At 63.4% G+C, this 15,076-nt stretch carries 15 protein-coding genes; 7 read left to right on the top strand and 8 right to left on the bottom strand.

The window, feature by feature from the left end:
• Positions 1–13: 13 nt before the first annotated feature.
• Genes VGO12_RS18025 through VGO12_RS18010 form a run of 4 tightly spaced genes read right to left on the bottom strand, consistent with a single transcriptional unit; the run spans position 14 to position 4,670 of the window.
• Positions 14–277 carry a hypothetical protein gene (locus VGO12_RS18025; protein ID WP_327514112.1) on the bottom strand — a complete coding sequence of 88 codons (264 nt, stop codon included), beginning with the start codon at positions 275–277 and terminating at the stop codon, positions 14–16.
• 10 nt (positions 278–287) lie between these two features.
• Entirely contained in the window at positions 288–1,511 is a 1,224-nt protein-coding gene (locus tag VGO12_RS18020) for an aminomethyltransferase family protein (protein WP_327514111.1), read from the bottom strand.
• Positions 1,511–3,061, bottom strand: a complete 1,551-nt coding sequence (locus tag VGO12_RS18015) for an NAD(P)/FAD-dependent oxidoreductase (protein WP_327514110.1) — start codon at positions 3,059–3,061, stop codon at positions 1,511–1,513. The genes VGO12_RS18020 and VGO12_RS18015 overlap by 1 nt, the downstream gene beginning before the upstream one ends.
• A complete protein-coding gene (locus VGO12_RS18010; RefSeq protein ID WP_327514109.1) occupies positions 3,048–4,670 on the bottom strand; it encodes an NAD(P)/FAD-dependent oxidoreductase in 1,623 nt (540 codons plus the stop codon). Before VGO12_RS18010 ends, VGO12_RS18015 begins: the two co-directional genes overlap by 14 nt.
• A 145-nt stretch (positions 4,671–4,815) precedes the next feature.
• On the opposite strand from VGO12_RS18010, the gene VGO12_RS18005 reads away from it, so the two are divergent.
• From VGO12_RS18005 to VGO12_RS17995, 3 genes are read left to right on the top strand one after another with little or no spacing between them, the layout of a single operon-like run.
• On the top strand, positions 4,816–5,625 hold the full coding sequence (locus tag VGO12_RS18005; RefSeq protein ID WP_327514108.1) for a class I SAM-dependent methyltransferase: 810 nt from the start codon (positions 4,816–4,818) through the stop codon (positions 5,623–5,625).
• Between the two features lie 40 nt (positions 5,626–5,665).
• Positions 5,666–6,325, top strand: coding sequence for a TetR/AcrR family transcriptional regulator (locus tag VGO12_RS18000; RefSeq protein ID WP_327514218.1), 660 nt, complete (start codon positions 5,666–5,668; stop codon positions 6,323–6,325).
• Between the two features lie 41 nt (positions 6,326–6,366).
• Positions 6,367–7,449, top strand: coding sequence for an extracellular solute-binding protein (locus VGO12_RS17995; RefSeq protein ID WP_327514107.1), 1,083 nt, complete (start codon positions 6,367–6,369; stop codon positions 7,447–7,449).
• Positions 7,450–7,497: 48 nt separating this feature from the next.
• On the opposite strand, the gene VGO12_RS17990 is transcribed toward VGO12_RS17995, so the two are convergent.
• Genes VGO12_RS17990 through VGO12_RS17980 form a run of 3 tightly spaced genes read right to left on the bottom strand, consistent with a single transcriptional unit; the run spans position 7,498 to position 10,386 of the window.
• The gene (locus tag VGO12_RS17990) at positions 7,498–8,571 is read right to left on the bottom strand and encodes an ABC transporter ATP-binding protein (protein ID WP_327514217.1); all 1,074 of its coding nucleotides are present in this window, start codon (positions 8,569–8,571) and stop codon (positions 7,498–7,500) included.
• 7 nt (positions 8,572–8,578) lie between these two features.
• On the bottom strand, positions 8,579–9,403 hold the full coding sequence (locus VGO12_RS17985) for an ABC transporter permease (RefSeq protein WP_327514106.1): 825 nt from the start codon (positions 9,401–9,403) through the stop codon (positions 8,579–8,581).
• Positions 9,400–10,386 carry an ABC transporter permease gene (locus tag VGO12_RS17980; protein ID WP_327514105.1) on the bottom strand — a complete coding sequence of 329 codons (987 nt, stop codon included), beginning with the start codon at positions 10,384–10,386 and terminating at the stop codon, positions 9,400–9,402. The genes VGO12_RS17985 and VGO12_RS17980 overlap by 4 nt, the downstream gene beginning before the upstream one ends.
• 182 nt (positions 10,387–10,568) lie before the next feature.
• Between VGO12_RS17980 and VGO12_RS17975 the strand changes: the two genes are divergently transcribed.
• On the top strand, positions 10,569–11,981 hold the full coding sequence (locus VGO12_RS17975; protein ID WP_327514104.1) for an aminotransferase: 1,413 nt from the start codon (positions 10,569–10,571) through the stop codon (positions 11,979–11,981).
• Between the two features lie 110 nt (positions 11,982–12,091).
• On the opposite strand, the gene VGO12_RS17970 is transcribed toward VGO12_RS17975, so the two are convergent.
• The gene (locus VGO12_RS17970) at positions 12,092–13,288 is read right to left on the bottom strand and encodes an aromatic ring-hydroxylating dioxygenase subunit alpha (RefSeq protein WP_327514103.1); all 1,197 of its coding nucleotides are present in this window, start codon (positions 13,286–13,288) and stop codon (positions 12,092–12,094) included.
• A gap of 347 nt (positions 13,289–13,635) precedes the next feature.
• On the opposite strand from VGO12_RS17970, the gene VGO12_RS17965 reads away from it, so the two are divergent.
• The 3 genes from VGO12_RS17965 (at position 13,636) to VGO12_RS17955 (ending at position 15,043) form a co-directional block, all read left to right on the top strand.
• Positions 13,636–14,151: a flavin reductase family protein gene (locus VGO12_RS17965; protein WP_327514102.1), complete on the top strand. Its 516-nt coding sequence runs from the start codon at positions 13,636–13,638 to the stop codon at positions 14,149–14,151.
• 161 nt (positions 14,152–14,312) lie between these two features.
• Positions 14,313–14,636 carry a metalloregulator ArsR/SmtB family transcription factor gene (locus VGO12_RS17960; RefSeq protein ID WP_327514101.1) on the top strand — a complete coding sequence of 108 codons (324 nt, stop codon included), beginning with the start codon at positions 14,313–14,315 and terminating at the stop codon, positions 14,634–14,636.
• Positions 14,633–15,043, top strand: a complete 411-nt coding sequence (locus VGO12_RS17955) for an SRPBCC domain-containing protein (RefSeq protein ID WP_327514100.1) — start codon at positions 14,633–14,635, stop codon at positions 15,041–15,043. Before VGO12_RS17960 ends, VGO12_RS17955 begins: the two co-directional genes overlap by 4 nt.
• The last annotated feature ends 33 nt before the right edge of the window (positions 15,044–15,076 follow it).

Genomic DNA, 15,076 nt, shown 5'->3' with positions numbered 1-15,076 from the left:
TGCCGGCGGCGGCTCAGTCCCCGCTGCCATCTGAAGGTGCGTCGCCTTTGGCTTCGGGGCGGGCCAGCCACTCCGAACCGATCCGGTACCGGCGCAACACGTCGGCCGGGTCCTCGTGGTCGAGGCGCGAGCAGATGCGATAGATTTCGAGCGTTTCGGCATCCATCTGGCGGCGCTGGTAGAAGAACATGGCGGCCGCATAGCGGGCACGGCCCGACCATTCGGTGCCGACAGGCAGCCTGATCATCTCCCAGTGCCGTTTTTCCTCGTCGTCCATGCCGTTCGCCTCAGAAGCGGCCGGGCGGGTTGGCCGAGCGACGATCGAGCTTGACGAAGGGCCGGGCGACAATGCGCGCCCGTTTCATCAGCTTCTGGTATTGCAACTCCCGCAGCGCATAGATTTCGACCCAGAGGTCGTCGACGACCCGGCTCCCGTAAGGACGCGAAAGCGTGGCGATGGCTATGTTGCGCTTGGCGAGCGGCGACCAGATGGCGGCCGTAACCAGCCCGACCTCCTTCTTGCCGCGGTGATAGACGATTGCGCCTTCTGCCGGGATGTTGCCCTCGATCTCAAGGCCGACAAGGATGTGCTTCAGCGTGTTCTTCTCCCGCGCCCGGAATATCGCGTCGCGGCCGTTGAAGTAGGGTTTTTCCGCGTCCACCAGCCAGTCGAGGCCGATTTCGTCCGGCAAACGTTCGCGGTCGGCGCGAAGGGCGGCCTCGGCGGTGATGAAATCGGCATTGGCGACGATGAAGCCGGCTTCGATACGGGCCCGGTTGAGCGCGTCGTAGCCGATTGCCTTCAGGCCGAAGCCGGTGCCGGCAGCCCACAGCCGGTCCCAGAGGCTGAGCGACTGCCTGGCATCGACAAAAAGTTCGTAGCCGAGGTCGCCGGTAAAGCCGGTGCGCGAGATGGTGACCGTTCCGTCAAGGTGCGGGAAGGTCGAGAGCTGGAAGGGCTTCAGGGCTTCGATGCCGGAAAATCCCGCAGCCTCAAGCACGGCAAAGGACGTCGGGCCCTGCAGGGCCACCGCCGCGATGTCGCTGGTCTCTTCGGTGACTTCGATGGCAAAGCCGGCGGCGCTGTCGAGCAACCAGGGCAGGTGCCGTTCCTGGCAGCAGAGGCGAAAATCGTTGGGTCCGAGGCGAAACAGCGTGCCGTCGTCGAGCACGTGGCCATGGTCGTCGCACCAGGCGGTGTAGTGCACCCGGCCAATCCCCAGCTTGGCGACGTTGCGCAGCGTCAGCCGGTTGAGATAGCGCTCGGCATCCGTGCCGCGGATGCGATATTTCACCATCGGCGAGATGTCGAACAGCGCCGCTGTCGAGCGGATCGCGAAATATTCGAGCTCCGTGTCGAAGATCGAGTGCGGCGCCTTGTAGCCCGCCCAGCTGTACCAGTCGTTGGTTTCGCTGAGTGCTGCAAGGCGCGCGTGGAACGGCGTTTCCAGCCGGGGTGTCTGGATATGGGCCTGGGCTGCGCGGCGAAGGGTGGTCGGGTGCATTGTCATCAGCGTTTCTCCGAAAGAACCTGGCGTGCCGCGAGCAGGCCGGGAAGGCCCGAGATGCCGCCTCCCGGATGCGAACCGGCGCTGGCGAGATAGAGGCCGCGCAGCGGAGTCGCGTAGCCGGAAGCCGCGTTGACCGGGCGGTTGACGAGCAACTGGTCGGCCTGGAGTTCGCCGTGATGCCAGTGCCCGCCCGGCAGGTTGTAGCACTCCTCGATATCGGCGGGGGTCAGCAGGTTGGCCGCGACGATGCTTTCGCCAAGGCCGGGCGCGTAGCATTCCAGCGTGTCGAGGACGATTTTCTCAAAGACGGGCTTGCCCTTGTCCCAGCCGTCGGCGAGCGCATAGGGTGCAAACTCGACGAGCGCCGACAGGGTGCAGCCGCCCGCAGGCGCCAGTGACGGGTCGCCGAGGCTCGGCAGGGTGATCTCCATCACCGGGTCCTCCGAGAACCGGCCGTATTTCGCCGGGTTGAACGCTTCCTCGACATGGTCCACTGAACGGGCGATCACCAGCCGGCCGCGGAGATCGGCGGCAGCGACGCCTTGAAACTCGGGCACGCGATCGAGCGCCAGGTCGAGTTTGGCGACATTGCCCTTCGAGCGGATGTTGCTGACGGCGCGGCGAAAGCCGGTGCCGATCTCGGCGGCATCGACGAGATTTGTGAGGGTCGTCTTCGGGTGGATCGCCGAGACGATTGACCCAGCCTCGATCGTTTCGCCGGAGGAAAGCACGATGGCGGTGGCGCGGCCCCGGTCCGCAACGATGCGCTCGACCCGCGTGCCGGCCCGAACGGTCACGCCCGCACCGATTGCTGCGGTCTCGAACGCCGCGATCGTCGAGCGTCCGCCGCTGCCGGCGACCCGCTGGGCGCCGGTCACGCCGCCGATCTCGCCGGTCAGGCGGTAATAGAGGCCGAGAAGAGAAGTCGGCGAACGGGGGCCGAGGTGGATGCCAAGCGTCGCGTCGAAGGCAATCAGCCCCTTCAATCGGTCGTCGGTCAGATACTCGTCGGCGATATCGGCGACATTCATCAACAGCATGCGCAGGAAGTCGCGGCTTTCCTCACGCCCCTTGCGCAAAAGCCCGAGCCCGGCGCCGGCCAGCGCGGCGAGGTCGGTCAGTGCCATCTCGCCGATCTCGGGCGGGCGCCGCCTGAGGAACCGTTTGAGAATGCCGGCCTGGAAGATCAGCTTGCCGCGCATCTCCTGGAAGCGCCTGGCTTCTTCCGTCGATACGCCGTCGATGGTCTCGCCATAGCCGCCGCGCAGCACCGCGTGACGCCCGCTCAGGGACAGAACAACGGTCGGCGCCGGCGTGTCGCGGCTGCCGTCGAGCGCAATGGCGTCCGCCACTTCCGGGTCGAGGCGGTTGACGATATGGGCAAGACCCGGGCTCGAAAAGCCCGGGTGGAAGGTATAGCCGCGCGCAGCGCCGCCAAGCGTGTCGCTCGCTTCGACGAGCAGGACCCTCGCGCCGGAGCGGGCGAGGAAGGTGGCGGCAGTCAGGCCGTTGTGGCCGCCGCCGATGACGATGGCATCAAATGACGTCATGGGCCGGGCTCATCTTGTCGGAGGGCGTGTGGCGCAGGTCGCGCAGGATCTCGGCGGCGGCGTTTCGGCCGGGCGCCCCCATGACGCCACCGCCCGGGTGGGTCGAGGAGCCGCAGATATAGAGGCCGCGCACCGGGCTGCGATATTGCGCATAGCCTGGAACCGGCCGGTTGAAGAGCAACTGGTCGAAGGTGAGTTCGCCCTGGAAGATGTTGCCTTCCGTCAGGCCCACTTCCTGTTCGATCTCGCGCGGCGTGCGCACCTCCATGTGCAGGATGCGTTCGCGAAAACCCGGCGAATAGTCGCTGATCTGCTTGATGACGGTCTCGGCGAAGGCATCCCGGTCGGCATCGGTCCAGTCCCGGCCCTCAACCTTCGGCGGACAGTACTGCACGAAGCAGGAGACGAAATGTTTGCCCGGCGGCGCCATCGTCGGGTCGAGCGTCGTCGGGATCATCATGTCGACGAAGGGGTCGGCCGACCAGCGCCCGGCCTTCCAGTCGTCATAGGCTCGCTCCATGCGCTCGACGCTGTCGGTGAAATGCAGGTCGCCGCGGATGCAGGAGGAACCGGCAGGCAGGGCCGGGAATTCCGGCAGGCTGTCGAGCGCGATGTTGAGCTTGCCGGAGGAGCCGCGCATCTTGAAATGTTTGACGCGGTGGACGAAGCGCTCCGGCAGGGCATCCTCGTCGACGAGTTTCAGGAAGGTGCGCTTGACGTCGGCGTTGGAGACGACGAGGCGGCCGTGAACCTCTTCGCCGTCGGCAAGGACGGCGCCACAGGCACGTCCGCCGCGCGTCAGCACCTTGGCGACGTCGGCGCCGGTGCGGATCGTGCCGCCGGAAGCCTGGAACGAGGAGGCAAGCGCTTTTGTGACGGCGCCCATGCCGCCGCGGGCGTAACCCCAGGCGCCGACCGAACCGTCGACTTCACCCATATAGTGGTGCAAGAGCACATAGGCCGTGCCCGGCGACATCGGCCCGAGGGCCGTGCCGATGATGCCCGAGAGCGCCAGATAGGCCTTGATCACGTCAGTCTCGAAATATTCGTCGAGGAAATCCGAGATCGACATGGTCCAGAAGCGCAGGGTCGCCGCCATCTCGGCCGCCGAGAACTCGCCGAACTTCCTGGCGAGATAGATCAGTTCGGAGATGTCGCGCGGCTTGAAGCTGAACGGGTCGGGCGCGGTGCGCATCAGAAGCGGCTGGATGAAGCGGCACTGGCGGGTGACGTCGCGGGCGTAGCGTTCATAGGCTTCGGCGTCGCGCTTGGAATAGCGCGCGAATTCCCGCCGATGAGATTCGTGGTCGCGATAGGAGGCGAGATAGTCGCCGTCGCGGGTCATGACCGCGCCGCCTTCGTAGGAGATCACCTGCAGCCCGTGTTTCGGCAGCTCGAGGTCGCGCATGATTTCCGGGCGGAAGAGCGAACAGACGTAGGAACAGTTCGAATAAAGGAAGCCGGGCGTCAGCTCGCGACTGGTGGCGGCCCCCCCGACCCAGTCGTTCTTTTCGAGGACGACGACATTCAGCCCCGCGCGCTGCAGATAGCAGGCGGCGACCAGGCCGTTATGTCCTCCTCCGATCATCACCACGTCGTATTTTTTCATGTGGCTCCCCTTGTCGTTGATCAAAAAATGACACGGAAAGCAGAATGTTGTCCATCTATTTTGAATGAGCGTTCAGCAAATATGTTGCAATCCTCTGATAATGCGATAGGATTTTTAGCAAGGGTTGATATGGCAAGGAGACGGGATGTCGTCGGTCGATCAAGAAGCGGGGCACGCCGTCGAATACGACGATACGGCAATCCGTTTTCTTCAGGTGCTGTGGGGGGAAGGCTATCTTTCGCCTGGCGGGCCCGAAGAGGTCGATCGTGTTCTCGCCGGGGTCGAAATTGCCGGCAAGCGCGTCCTTGATCTCGGCTGCGGCGCCGGCGGCGTGACGCTGCATATCGCCCGAACCCACCGGCCGGCGACGATTGCAGGCTTCGATGTCGAGGCGCCGGTGATCGCGCATGCGCGGCAGACCGCCGACCGCGCCGGTCTTGCCAGTGTCTCCTTCATCCAGTCGCCGCCCGGCCGCCTGCCCTTCGTCGACGGCAGTTTCGACCTTGTCTTTTCCAAGGATGCGCTGGTTCACGTGCCCAACAAGCGGGAGATTTTTGCCGAGATCTTTCGCGTGCTTTCGCCGGGCGGCACCTTTGCAGCCTCCGACTGGTTGATCGACCATGACGGCGAACCCTCAGGCGACATGAAGGCTTATCTTGCGGCCGAAGGCTTGAGTTTCGGCATGGCGTCCGCCGCAACCTATCTCGCGGCCATGAAGGAGGCAGGCTTCGTGGAAACGCGCGCCGAAAGCCGCAATGCATGGTATCGCGACGTCGCGCGCCAGGAGCTTTCACGCCTCAAGGGACCGCTGCATTCGGCCGCTGTCGCGGCGGTCGGCGAGGCCTATGTCGCCAAGAATATCCGGACCTGGACGGCCATGCAGAAGGTGCTTGACAGTGGTGAGCATTGCCCCACTCATCTGCGTGGCATCAAGCCGATGCGGCGGGACGCATGACATGCACCTGCGCCTGAAGAAGAACGAGACGGCGGTACGGATGAAACTCACCCCAGAAGTGCGGGAAGCGGCGGACACGGAAAAGCGTGGGCGCAAGGCGTCGAAGGAGACACGGCGGCAGCAGCTGATCGAGGCGACGATCGATTCGCTCGCCAAACGCGGCTATTCGGAAACGACGCTCGCCGATGTCGCCGATGGCGCCGGCCTGTCGCGCGGCATCGTCAATTTCCATTTCGAGAGCAAGGAAAAGCTGCTGATCGCCACGCTGCAATTCATGGCGGATGAATATGCCGCCAATTGGGGCGCGGCACTGGAGAAGGCCGGCGACAAGGCGGCGGCGCAACTCTGGGCGCTCGTAGCCTGCGACTTCGATCGCAAGATCTGCACCAAGCGCAAGCTGGCCGCCTGGTGTGCGTTCTGGGGCGAGGCGAAGTCGCGGCCGACCTATCAGGCGCTCTGCGGCGCGCGCGACGTCAAGTATCAGGATATTTTCCTGGCGCTTTGCCAGACGCTGAAGGACGAAGGCGGCTACGCCTACGACCCCGACGGCATGACGCTGGCGCTGTGCGCATCGATGGAAGGGCTATGGCTGCGGCTGATGATGGGCGACGGGCTGACGCGCGAAAAGGCGTTCGCGGCGGCTGTCGAATATCTGCTCGTTGCCTTCCCCAAGCATTTCACCCGGGAAGGGCCGAAATAGGGAACGATAACGCCGGAATGGCCGGATAGAGGAGGTTGGCAATGACATTGGTGAACGCGTGCAGGCACATCCTGGGAGGCGCCTTCATCGCCTCGCTTGTCTCAACCACCGCCCTGCCGGCGCTTGCTGCCGAGAACCTCACGATCTTCGACTGGTCGGGCTACGAGGACCCGGCCTTCCATCCGTCCTACACCGCCAAACAGGGCGACGAGCCCGACTTCAGTTTCTTCGGCGACGAGGAGGAGGCGTTCCAGAAGCTCCGTTCCGGTTTCAAGGCCGACCTCGCCCATCCCTGTTCGCAGAGCGTGGCGAAATGGCGCGAGGCCGGGCTGATCGAGCCGCTCGACACGTCGAAGCTCACCTATTGGAACGACATCGATCCCGCTATCGCCGCCATGAAGGGGCTGGTGACGACGCCTGATGGAAAGGCCTGGCTGCTGCCCTTCGAATGGGGCAACACCGTGCTCACCTACCGCACCGACACGGTGAAGGAGGACGAGGTCAAGTCGCTCAAGGCCTTTGCCGACCCGAAGTTCAAGGACCGGGTCTCGATCGGCGACAATGTCGATGATGCCTATGCGCTGGCAAGCCTCGCGATTGGCGTCAAGGACTGGACGACGATGACCGACGAGCAGTTCAAGCAGGCTTCCGATTTCCTGCGTGAGGTGCACAAGAACGTCCGTCTCTACTGGACCGACAATACCGATTTGAGCCAGGCGATCGCCAGTGGCGAGGTCGATCTCGCCTGGGCGTGGAACGAGACGGCGACGACGCTTCAGGCCGACGGCGTTCCGGCGGCGATCAAGAAGGATACGGCCGAGGGGCTTTCGACCTGGGTCTGCGGCTATGTCCGGCTCAAGGGGTCGACGGCCCCCGTCGACGAGCAATATGATTTCCTCAATTCGATCTCCGACCCGGCGATCACCTCCTATATGGTCGACGCCTGGGGCTACGGGCACGCCAACGCCCGCGGCATGGCGCAGGTCGATCCAAAAATCCTTGCCGACAAGGGTTATGCGGATGTCTCGAAGTTCCTCGCCAACACGCTGTTCCAGTCACCGATGCCGATCGAACTGCGCCAGCGCATGATTGCGGAATTCGAGAAGATCAAGTCGGGTTATTGAGGCAGCTGATGTGCGGGCCGTGTCGCACGGCCCGCAATCGATACTCCGTCAGTCGGCGACCGCAACCAGCGCGTCCGGATCGTAGGCGAGCCGTACGGTATCGCCGACCGGAATGTCGTCGGCGCCGAAATTGTTGGTTTCCGAAACCGAAAGCGGCTGTTCGAGGCCGGGGATATCGACGATCAGGTGGGTGATTTCACCGAAATAGTGCCGGTCGACGACCTTGCCCGCGACCTCGAAATCGGAGCGGGCATCGTCCCAGAGAACGCGCAGCCGCTCCGGCCGGATACCGATCGTTGCCGCGCCGTTGCGGGCGACGAAGCCGAGCGGCTTGTCGACGGTGACGCCGCCGAAACGTGGGGTCTCGACGGAGATGCGTGTTGCGGTCTCATTGGTCACGCGCGCCTTCATGAAATTCATGCCGCCCAGGAAATCGGCGACCTGGCGGGTGTTGGGCCGCTGGTAGATTTCCTTCGGCGTGGCAACCTGGGCAATCCGGCCGCCGAACATCACAGCGATGCGGTCGGAAAGCGCCAGCGCCTCGTATTGATCGTGCGTGACGAGGATGAAGGTGATGCCGACGGCGCGTTGCAGCGTGCGCAGCTCCACCTGCATCTCCTCGCGCAGCTTCTTGTCGAGCGCCGACAGCGGTTCGTCGAGCAAAAGCACTTTCGGGCGCATGACCAGCGCGCGCGCCAGCGCCACACGCTGGCGCTGCCCGCCCGACAGTTCGTGCGCCCGTCGCTTGCCGAGATGACCGAGCCGCACCTGTTCAAGCGCCGAGGCGACGCGGCGGCGCTCCTCGCTGGCATCGAGCTTCAGCCGCTTCAGGCCGTAGGCGACATTCTCCTCGACATCGAGATGCGGGAAGATCGCATAGTTCTGGAAGACCATGTTGGTCGGGCGGTGGTTCGGCGGAACGCCGATCACCGACTGGCCGTCGATGCGGATATCGCCCTCGGTCGGCGTGTCGAAGCCGGCGATCGAGCGCAGGAGCGTGGTCTTGCCGCAGCCTGATGGCCCGAGCAGCGAGAAGAACTCGCCGGCGGCGATGTCGAGCGAGACGTTGTCGAGCGCCTTGTAGATACCGTAGAACTTGTTGACGCCTTCGATCGCGATCATCGGTTTATCAGGCATGCTGCGCTCCCTGTGCCCTGAGCCTGTGTTCGGCGCGGCGGCGTATGATTTCCGAAAGTGTGAGAAGCAGGATCGAGATGAGCAGCATCAGGCTGCCGAGCGCCAGCACGCCCGGAAGCTTGGCGGCGAAGCGCAGCTGGCCCCAGATATAGACCGGCAGCGTCGGCTCGGTTCCCGAGAGGAAGAAGGCGAGGATGAACTCGTCGAGCGACACAGTGAAGGAGACGAGCAGGCTCGAGACGATCGCCGGCGCAACCACGGGCAGCGTTACGCGCCGGAAGGTGCCGATCGCCGTTTCGCCGAGATCGAGCGAGGCTTCCTCCAGCGACCGGTCGAAGCCGTCGAAGCCGGAAATCAGCACCGACATCGCATAGGGCAGGCAGAAGATCACCTGGCCAAGGATCACTGTGACGAGCGAGAGTTCGAGCCCGAGCTGCAAAAGCACCATCAGCAGCGATACCGCCACGATGATTTCGGGCAGAAAGAGCGGCGCCATGATCAGGCCGGTCGCCGGCTTCTTGCCGCGGAAGCGATAGCGGGTCAGCGCGCGGGCGGCGCAAATGCCGAGGACGGTGCTGAGGATCGCAACCGATATGCCGACGATCAGGCTGTTGCGGGCCGCTTCCAGCATGGCCGAATTGCCCCAGAGCGAGGCGTACCATTTGGTGGTGAAGCCGGCGAGCGGGAAGGTCGTGGTCGAGGCGTTGTTGAACGAGAAGATCGGCAGAAGCAGGATCGGGAAATAGAGAAAGAGCAGGTAGAGGCCGACATAGGCCGGCAGCCAGCGCGACTTCGGAATGCCGTGACGTCCGCTCATTTGCTCACCCTCACCAAAAGCTTGAGTCCGAGAACGACGAGCCCCGCCATCGCCGACACGACCACCATGGTCGTGACCGAAAGGGCGGCGCCGAGCGGCCAGTTGGCCCCCTTGCCGAATTGCGCCTGGATGGCGGTCGCAATCATCACCCCGTCCTTGCCGCCGACCAGTTTTGGCGTGACGTAGTCGCCGACGGTCGGGATCATCACGATCAAGAAGGCGGAGATGACGCCCGGCAGCGACAGCGGCAGGGTGACGCGCAGGAAGCTCATCAGCTTGTTGTCGCCGAGATCGTGCGCCGCCTCGATCAGCGACCGGTCGACTTTTTCGAGCGAAACGTAGATCGGCAGGATCGCAAAGGCCGCCCAGCTGTGGACGAGGGTGATGACCACCGCATTGGAATTGTAGAGCAGCGTCGTCAGCGGCTTGTCGATCAGACCGATGGACAGAAGGCCGGTGTTCATGACGCCGCCATAACCGAGGATGACCTTCCAGGACATGACGCGCAGAAGATAGCTCGTCCAGCAGGGCACGGTGATCAGGAACAGCCAGAGGTTCTTGTGGACCCCGCCGTGGAAGGAGATGAACCAGGCGATCGGATAGGAAACAGTGACGGTCACCACGCTGACGACCAGCGAAATGACCAGTGAGCGCAGGAGCAGATCCTGGTAGATCGGCTCGCCAAGGGCGGTGCGGTAATTCTGAAGGGTGAAGGTGCGGTCGATCGTCAGATAGTCCTGGGTCCAGAAACTGTAGGCGATGACGATCAGGACGGGCAGGAAGAGCAGGGCAAGCGCGTAAAGCAGTGTCGGCGATATGAGAGCGAGGCCGCTGGCCTCTTCGCTGGCGATCCAGCGCGTCCGGCTTTTCGGCGGGGCCGAGGGCCGGTGTTCGACTTCGATGCCCGGCAATACCGCCATCAGCGTGCCCTCGCGCAGTGCGTCGAGCGTGGACACTGGAAATGCAGCGATCGCTTCATTCAATCCATCCCGTGGCGGTATCCGCCTTCTCGTGTTCCATTGATTAGCAAAACGCAAATCGGGATTGAACGCAAGCGGAATTTCTGCAATATTGATTGAACAGCCATTCAATAAAATGACAATTTACCGATTAATATCATGCTATTGAGTGGCTTTTATCGTCATATTTAATGGGAGATTTCGTGATGGCTGCGAAACGCGATCTGGCAGATATGCACAATGAAGGGGCCGACGAAATCTCTGAAATCGCCGCGCGGCATCTCGTTCAGCCCTGGCCGGTTGCCGGCAGCATCGGAGCCGAGCACCGCGGCGCGATCGAGAGCGGCGAGGGGATCTATGTGACGGATGGCGAAGGGCGCCGGCTGATCGACGGCCCGGCCGGCATGTGGTGCGTCAATGTCGGCCATCGCCGGGCGGAACTCGCTGAGGTGCTGCACGACCAGGCGCTGGCGCTTTCCTACAATTCGCCCTGGTACACGACGAGCACGCCCTCGGTGAAACTTGCCGAAAGGCTTGCCGGCCACGCGCCCAGCGATCTCGGCCATGTGTTCTATACGACCGGCGGGTCCTCGGCGGTCGAGACGGCGCTGCGGTTCATGCAGTTCATGAACAATGTGCGCGGCCGCCCGGAAAAGAAGCTGATCGTTTCGCGTCAGGGCGGCTATCACGGCTCGACCTATCTTTCGGCCTCGCTCAACGGCCGCCCGCGCGATCATGACTGGATGGACAGCGCCTCGGATCAGGTGATCAAGCTCACCTGTCCCAACCCGTTTCGCCGCCCGGCAGGCCAGTCCGAGGCCGAATTCTGCGATTTCCTCGTCGCCGAGTTCCGGGCCGTCATCGAAGCGCGCGGTGCCGAAAAGATTGGCGCCTTCATCGCCGAACCGGTCATGGCGTCCGGTGGCGTCATCGTGCCGCCGGCGGGTTATCTTCAGCGCATGCGGGCGCTCTGCACCGAAAACGACATCCTCTTCATCGCCGACGAGGTGGTGACGGCCTTCGGCCGCCTCGGCGAGGTCTTTGCCTCGAAGACCGTGTTTTCGATCGAGCCGGATATGATCACCTTCGCCAAGGGGGTCACTTCGGGTTATTTCCCACTTGGCGGCGTGATGATCTCGTCTCGGCTTCTCGAAGCGTTGCGCCAGTCGAACCATTCCGACGCGATGTTTGCCCACGGCCTGACCTATTCAAGCCACCCGATCGGCTGCGCCGTCGCGCTCAAGAATCTCGATATCCTCGAAGACGGGCTGCTCGATCATGCGCGCGCCATTTCCGGACACTTCCAGGGCGCGCTGAAGCGGCTCGAAGCGCTGCCGCTTGTCGGCGAGGTGCGCGGCGTGGGGCTGATGGCCTGCGTCGAATGCGTCGCCGATCGGGTCAGCAACAATCCGCTGACGCTCGATCTCGAGGTGGGAAAACGCATCGACCGGCATTGCCAGGAACTCGGGCTGCTGGTGCGGCCGCTGATCAACATGTGCGTGATGTCGCCGCCGCTGACGATCACCACCGGCCAGATCGACGACATGGCCGAGATCCTCAACGTCAGCATTCGCCGGACGATGGACGAACTCGTGCGCGAAGGGCTCTGGAAGGGCTGAACGGGCGGGCGTCGTAAACCCATCCCAGAATTGCCTCGGCCCTGCCAGCATTCCCCGGCAGGGTCGATTTCAGGGGCCGGATCAACTCCGGCCCTTCTTTTTGTCTCCGCCTAGCCCTTCGCCAGCGTGGCGTTGACGGCGGCCATCTCCTCCTCGCGCGGCGCCTGTTCGAGCGTCATGACCGGTAGCACGGCGCGCAGGTGGTCATGGTGCGTGCGCACGCCATATTCGAGGTCGGAAAGATAGAAGCCGCCGAAGGCTTTCGACGTCATCGATTCGTTCGACCAGATCGTCAGCTGCACATCCTCGGACTGGGTGTCGCGGTCGATGCGGAAGGCGAGGTAGCGGGCGAGCCGCTGCTGACGTGTCTCATCAGGGTAGCGATAGATCGCGCCGCGCAAGAGCGTCTCGCCGGTCGACAGCGGAAATTCCTGGTAGAACTGCACGCTTTCCGGCGTCACCGCGATGACGGCGTTCGGAAACAGGCCGAAATAGATCCAGGCCTTGCGCAGCCGTTCGGGCAGATGGGTGGCTTCCGGTGCGACCTTAACATACTGACGGACACTCCAGCGCCGGCCCGCATGCGGGTTGTAGGTGGCAAAGGACCGGCAAAGGCCGTTGACGAAGGGCTCGTCGTAGTAGGTCGAGCCGTAAAGGTCCTGCAGCGCCGGGTGGGCCATGGCGACATGGTAGCCTTCGTTGTCGACGTCGCGCACGGACTTCCAGTTGACCGGGCTGTCCTGCGTCCAGATGCCATGGGTCGGCACCATCGCTTCGGTCCCGTACTGCCCGAGTTCGTCGGCAAAGGGCTGCATGAGCTCGGCGACGGACGGCTGCGGACCGGGGCGAAAACGGATGAAGACGAAGCCCATCCAGACTTCGAGCTCGAGCGGGATCAGCCCGAAGGCGTGCTTGTCGAGCGGTGGGAAGGAGCGGGGGCGCGCCGCACCGCGCAGTGTTCCGTCGAGATTGTAGACCCAGCCGTGAAACGGACAGACCAGCGCATTGCGGCAGGTGCCTTTGTCGTCTGCCACGACCCGAGAGCCGCGGTGTCGGCAGATGTTGTGGAAGCCGCGGATCGCGCCATCCTGGCCACGCAGGATCAGCGCCCGTTCGCCGACCACGTCCATGGTGACGTAGTTTCCCGGTTCTGGAACGTCGGAGACGTGACAGGCGATCTGCCAATGCTGCCTGAAGACATGTTCCTTCTCCAGCTCCAGCAGGGCATCGCTGTGATAGCACCATCCGGGCAGCCCGCGGCGATCCCAGTCGTTTGGAACGGAAATGTCGCGAACCAGCTCGTTCATCATGCTCTCCATTTTTGCTGAACGTTCATTCAATATAGCGAGATTTTTGACCAAAGGGAAGACTGGAGAACTCGCAGCGAAGGCGTGTCCGTGCGCCGATGGCAGCCCGGCTGGCCATGCAAACGCCTGCGTGGGCTGGTCGTTGCGGCGGACGAGGCGGCAGGCGCTTGCTCAGCCCTGGGCGCGGCACGCCCCTGGGGCCGGTCGCTGCGGGGGGGGGGGGGGGGCGGGTTGGGTCCTGGTGAAGGCATGGCGCGCGATGGGCCGCGGCCCTTGTTGGCGAAATGGCGCGTTACTATAGAAGAGCAGAACCGATCGGCGGTCACCGCGATGGAAGGACAGTTTTGATGGTCGCAAGCATTCGTCCTGTACCTCTTGAAAAGGCCTATCGCCTGCTGAACCACGGTCCGACGGTTCTGGTCTCTGCCCGCCACGACGGCGTCGAGGACGTGATGGCGGCGGCCTGGGCTTGCGCGCTCGACTATGATCCGCCGAAGCTGACGGTCGTTCTGGACAGCGCCACGCGCACGCGCGGCCTTGTCGAAGGGGCGGGAACGTTCGTCATCCAGGTTCCGACCGCAGTTCAGGCGACGCTGACGCACGCGGTAGGCACGACAAGCCTCAACGACGAGCCGGACAAGCTCGGCAAGGCTGGCGTCGAGCTTTTCGACATGGCCGGCCATGACCTGCCTTTCGTTGCCGGCTGCTCCGCCTGGCTCGTGTGCCGGATGATCCCCGAGCAATCCATTCAAAGCCGCTATGACCTTTTCGTTGCCGAAGTGGTTGCCGCCTGGGCCGACGATCGCGTCTTCCGCGACGGACGCTGGGTTTCGAAGATGCCGATCCGGCACTGCGCAGCCTAGACTATGTCGCCGGCGGGCATTTCTATGCCATCGGCGAAGCGATCGACGTAGCCACGAAGTAGCCTGCCTTCGATCGACCTCTCGGCACGCCTTCGAGAACGCATTTGACAACTCATACCCAAATGGCTATGCATTATCTCATAGTCATTTGGGTATGAGATATGTCGGAACGACAGGACGCGATGTTCAGGGCGCTGGCCGATCCCACCCGGCGCGGGCTCTTCGAGCGCCTGTGCCGGAAGGGGGATACAACGGTCGTCGGACTGCTGGCGGAGGCTGGCGTTTCGCAGCCGGTGGTCTCCAAGCATCTCAAGATCCTGAAATCCGCGGGGCTCGTGCACGATCGACAGCAGGGCCGCTACACCTACTACAGTGCCAAACGCGAAGCGCTTTCCACTCTGGTCGACTGGACGACCGAAATGGCCGGATTCTGGCAGGACCGCTTCGACGATCTCGATGACCTTTTGAAGAGAATGGATCAATGACCGAAACAATGGAAACAGCACGCTCCGTCGTCGTCGAACGCGAATTTTCGCATGCGCCGGAGAAAATCTGGCGCGCACTGACCCAACCGCATCTGATCGCCGAATGGCTGATGCGCAACGATTTCGTGCCTGAAGTCGGCCGCCGGTTCACGTTGTCGGCCGATTGGGGGCATGTCGACTGTCAGGTCGAGACGATCGAGAAGGATCGCGCGCTGGCCTATCGCTGGGACACCAAGGATCTCTCGAGCGTCGTTACCTGGACGCTCATTCCGACGGCCGGCGGGACCAGCCTGCGCATGGAGCAGCGCGGCTTCAAGGCGGACCAGAAGTCCTACTATCAGGGGGCAACCGTCGGATGGCGGCGCTTCATCGACCAGCTTTCCGAGGTCGTCGCAAGGCTCGACTGATCAGCGCCTGGCTTCAGGACCGTTTCTCACACA

Source organism: Ensifer sp., from assembly GCF_035999135.1.
GTDB lineage: Bacteria > Pseudomonadota > Alphaproteobacteria > Rhizobiales > Rhizobiaceae > Ensifer.
The sequence above is the reverse complement of the archived record's forward strand: the minus strand, read 5'-3'. Positions and strand labels throughout refer to the sequence as shown.

Bases quoted from the DNA above. Each gene is read 5' to 3' on its own strand.
- VGO12_RS18025 (WP_327514112.1), bottom strand. From the start codon at position 277: ATGGACGACGAGGAAAAACGGCACTGGGAGATGATCAGGCTGCCTGTC.
- VGO12_RS18020 (WP_327514111.1), bottom strand. From the start codon at position 1,511: ATGACAATGCACCCGACCACCCTTCGCCGCGCAGCCCAGGCCCATATC.
- VGO12_RS18015 (WP_327514110.1), bottom strand. From the start codon at position 3,061: ATGACGTCATTTGATGCCATCGTCATCGGCGGCGGCCACAACGGCCTG.
- VGO12_RS18010 (WP_327514109.1), bottom strand. From the start codon at position 4,670: ATGAAAAAATACGACGTGGTGATGATCGGAGGAGGACATAACGGCCTG.
- VGO12_RS18005 (WP_327514108.1), top strand. From the start codon at position 4,816: ATGTCGTCGGTCGATCAAGAAGCGGGGCACGCCGTCGAATACGACGAT.
- VGO12_RS18000 (WP_327514218.1), top strand. From the start codon at position 5,666: ATGAAACTCACCCCAGAAGTGCGGGAAGCGGCGGACACGGAAAAGCGT.
- VGO12_RS17995 (WP_327514107.1), top strand. From the start codon at position 6,367: ATGACATTGGTGAACGCGTGCAGGCACATCCTGGGAGGCGCCTTCATC.
- VGO12_RS17990 (WP_327514217.1), bottom strand. From the start codon at position 8,571: ATGATCGCGATCGAAGGCGTCAACAAGTTCTACGGTATCTACAAGGCG.
- VGO12_RS17985 (WP_327514106.1), bottom strand. From the start codon at position 9,403: ATGAGCGGACGTCACGGCATTCCGAAGTCGCGCTGGCTGCCGGCCTAT.
- VGO12_RS17975 (WP_327514104.1), top strand. From the start codon at position 10,569: ATGGCTGCGAAACGCGATCTGGCAGATATGCACAATGAAGGGGCCGAC.
- VGO12_RS17970 (WP_327514103.1), bottom strand. From the start codon at position 13,288: ATGAACGAGCTGGTTCGCGACATTTCCGTTCCAAACGACTGGGATCGC.
- VGO12_RS17965 (WP_327514102.1), top strand. From the start codon at position 13,636: ATGGTCGCAAGCATTCGTCCTGTACCTCTTGAAAAGGCCTATCGCCTG.
- VGO12_RS17960 (WP_327514101.1), top strand. From the start codon at position 14,313: ATGTCGGAACGACAGGACGCGATGTTCAGGGCGCTGGCCGATCCCACC.
- VGO12_RS17955 (WP_327514100.1), top strand. From the start codon at position 14,633: ATGACCGAAACAATGGAAACAGCACGCTCCGTCGTCGTCGAACGCGAA.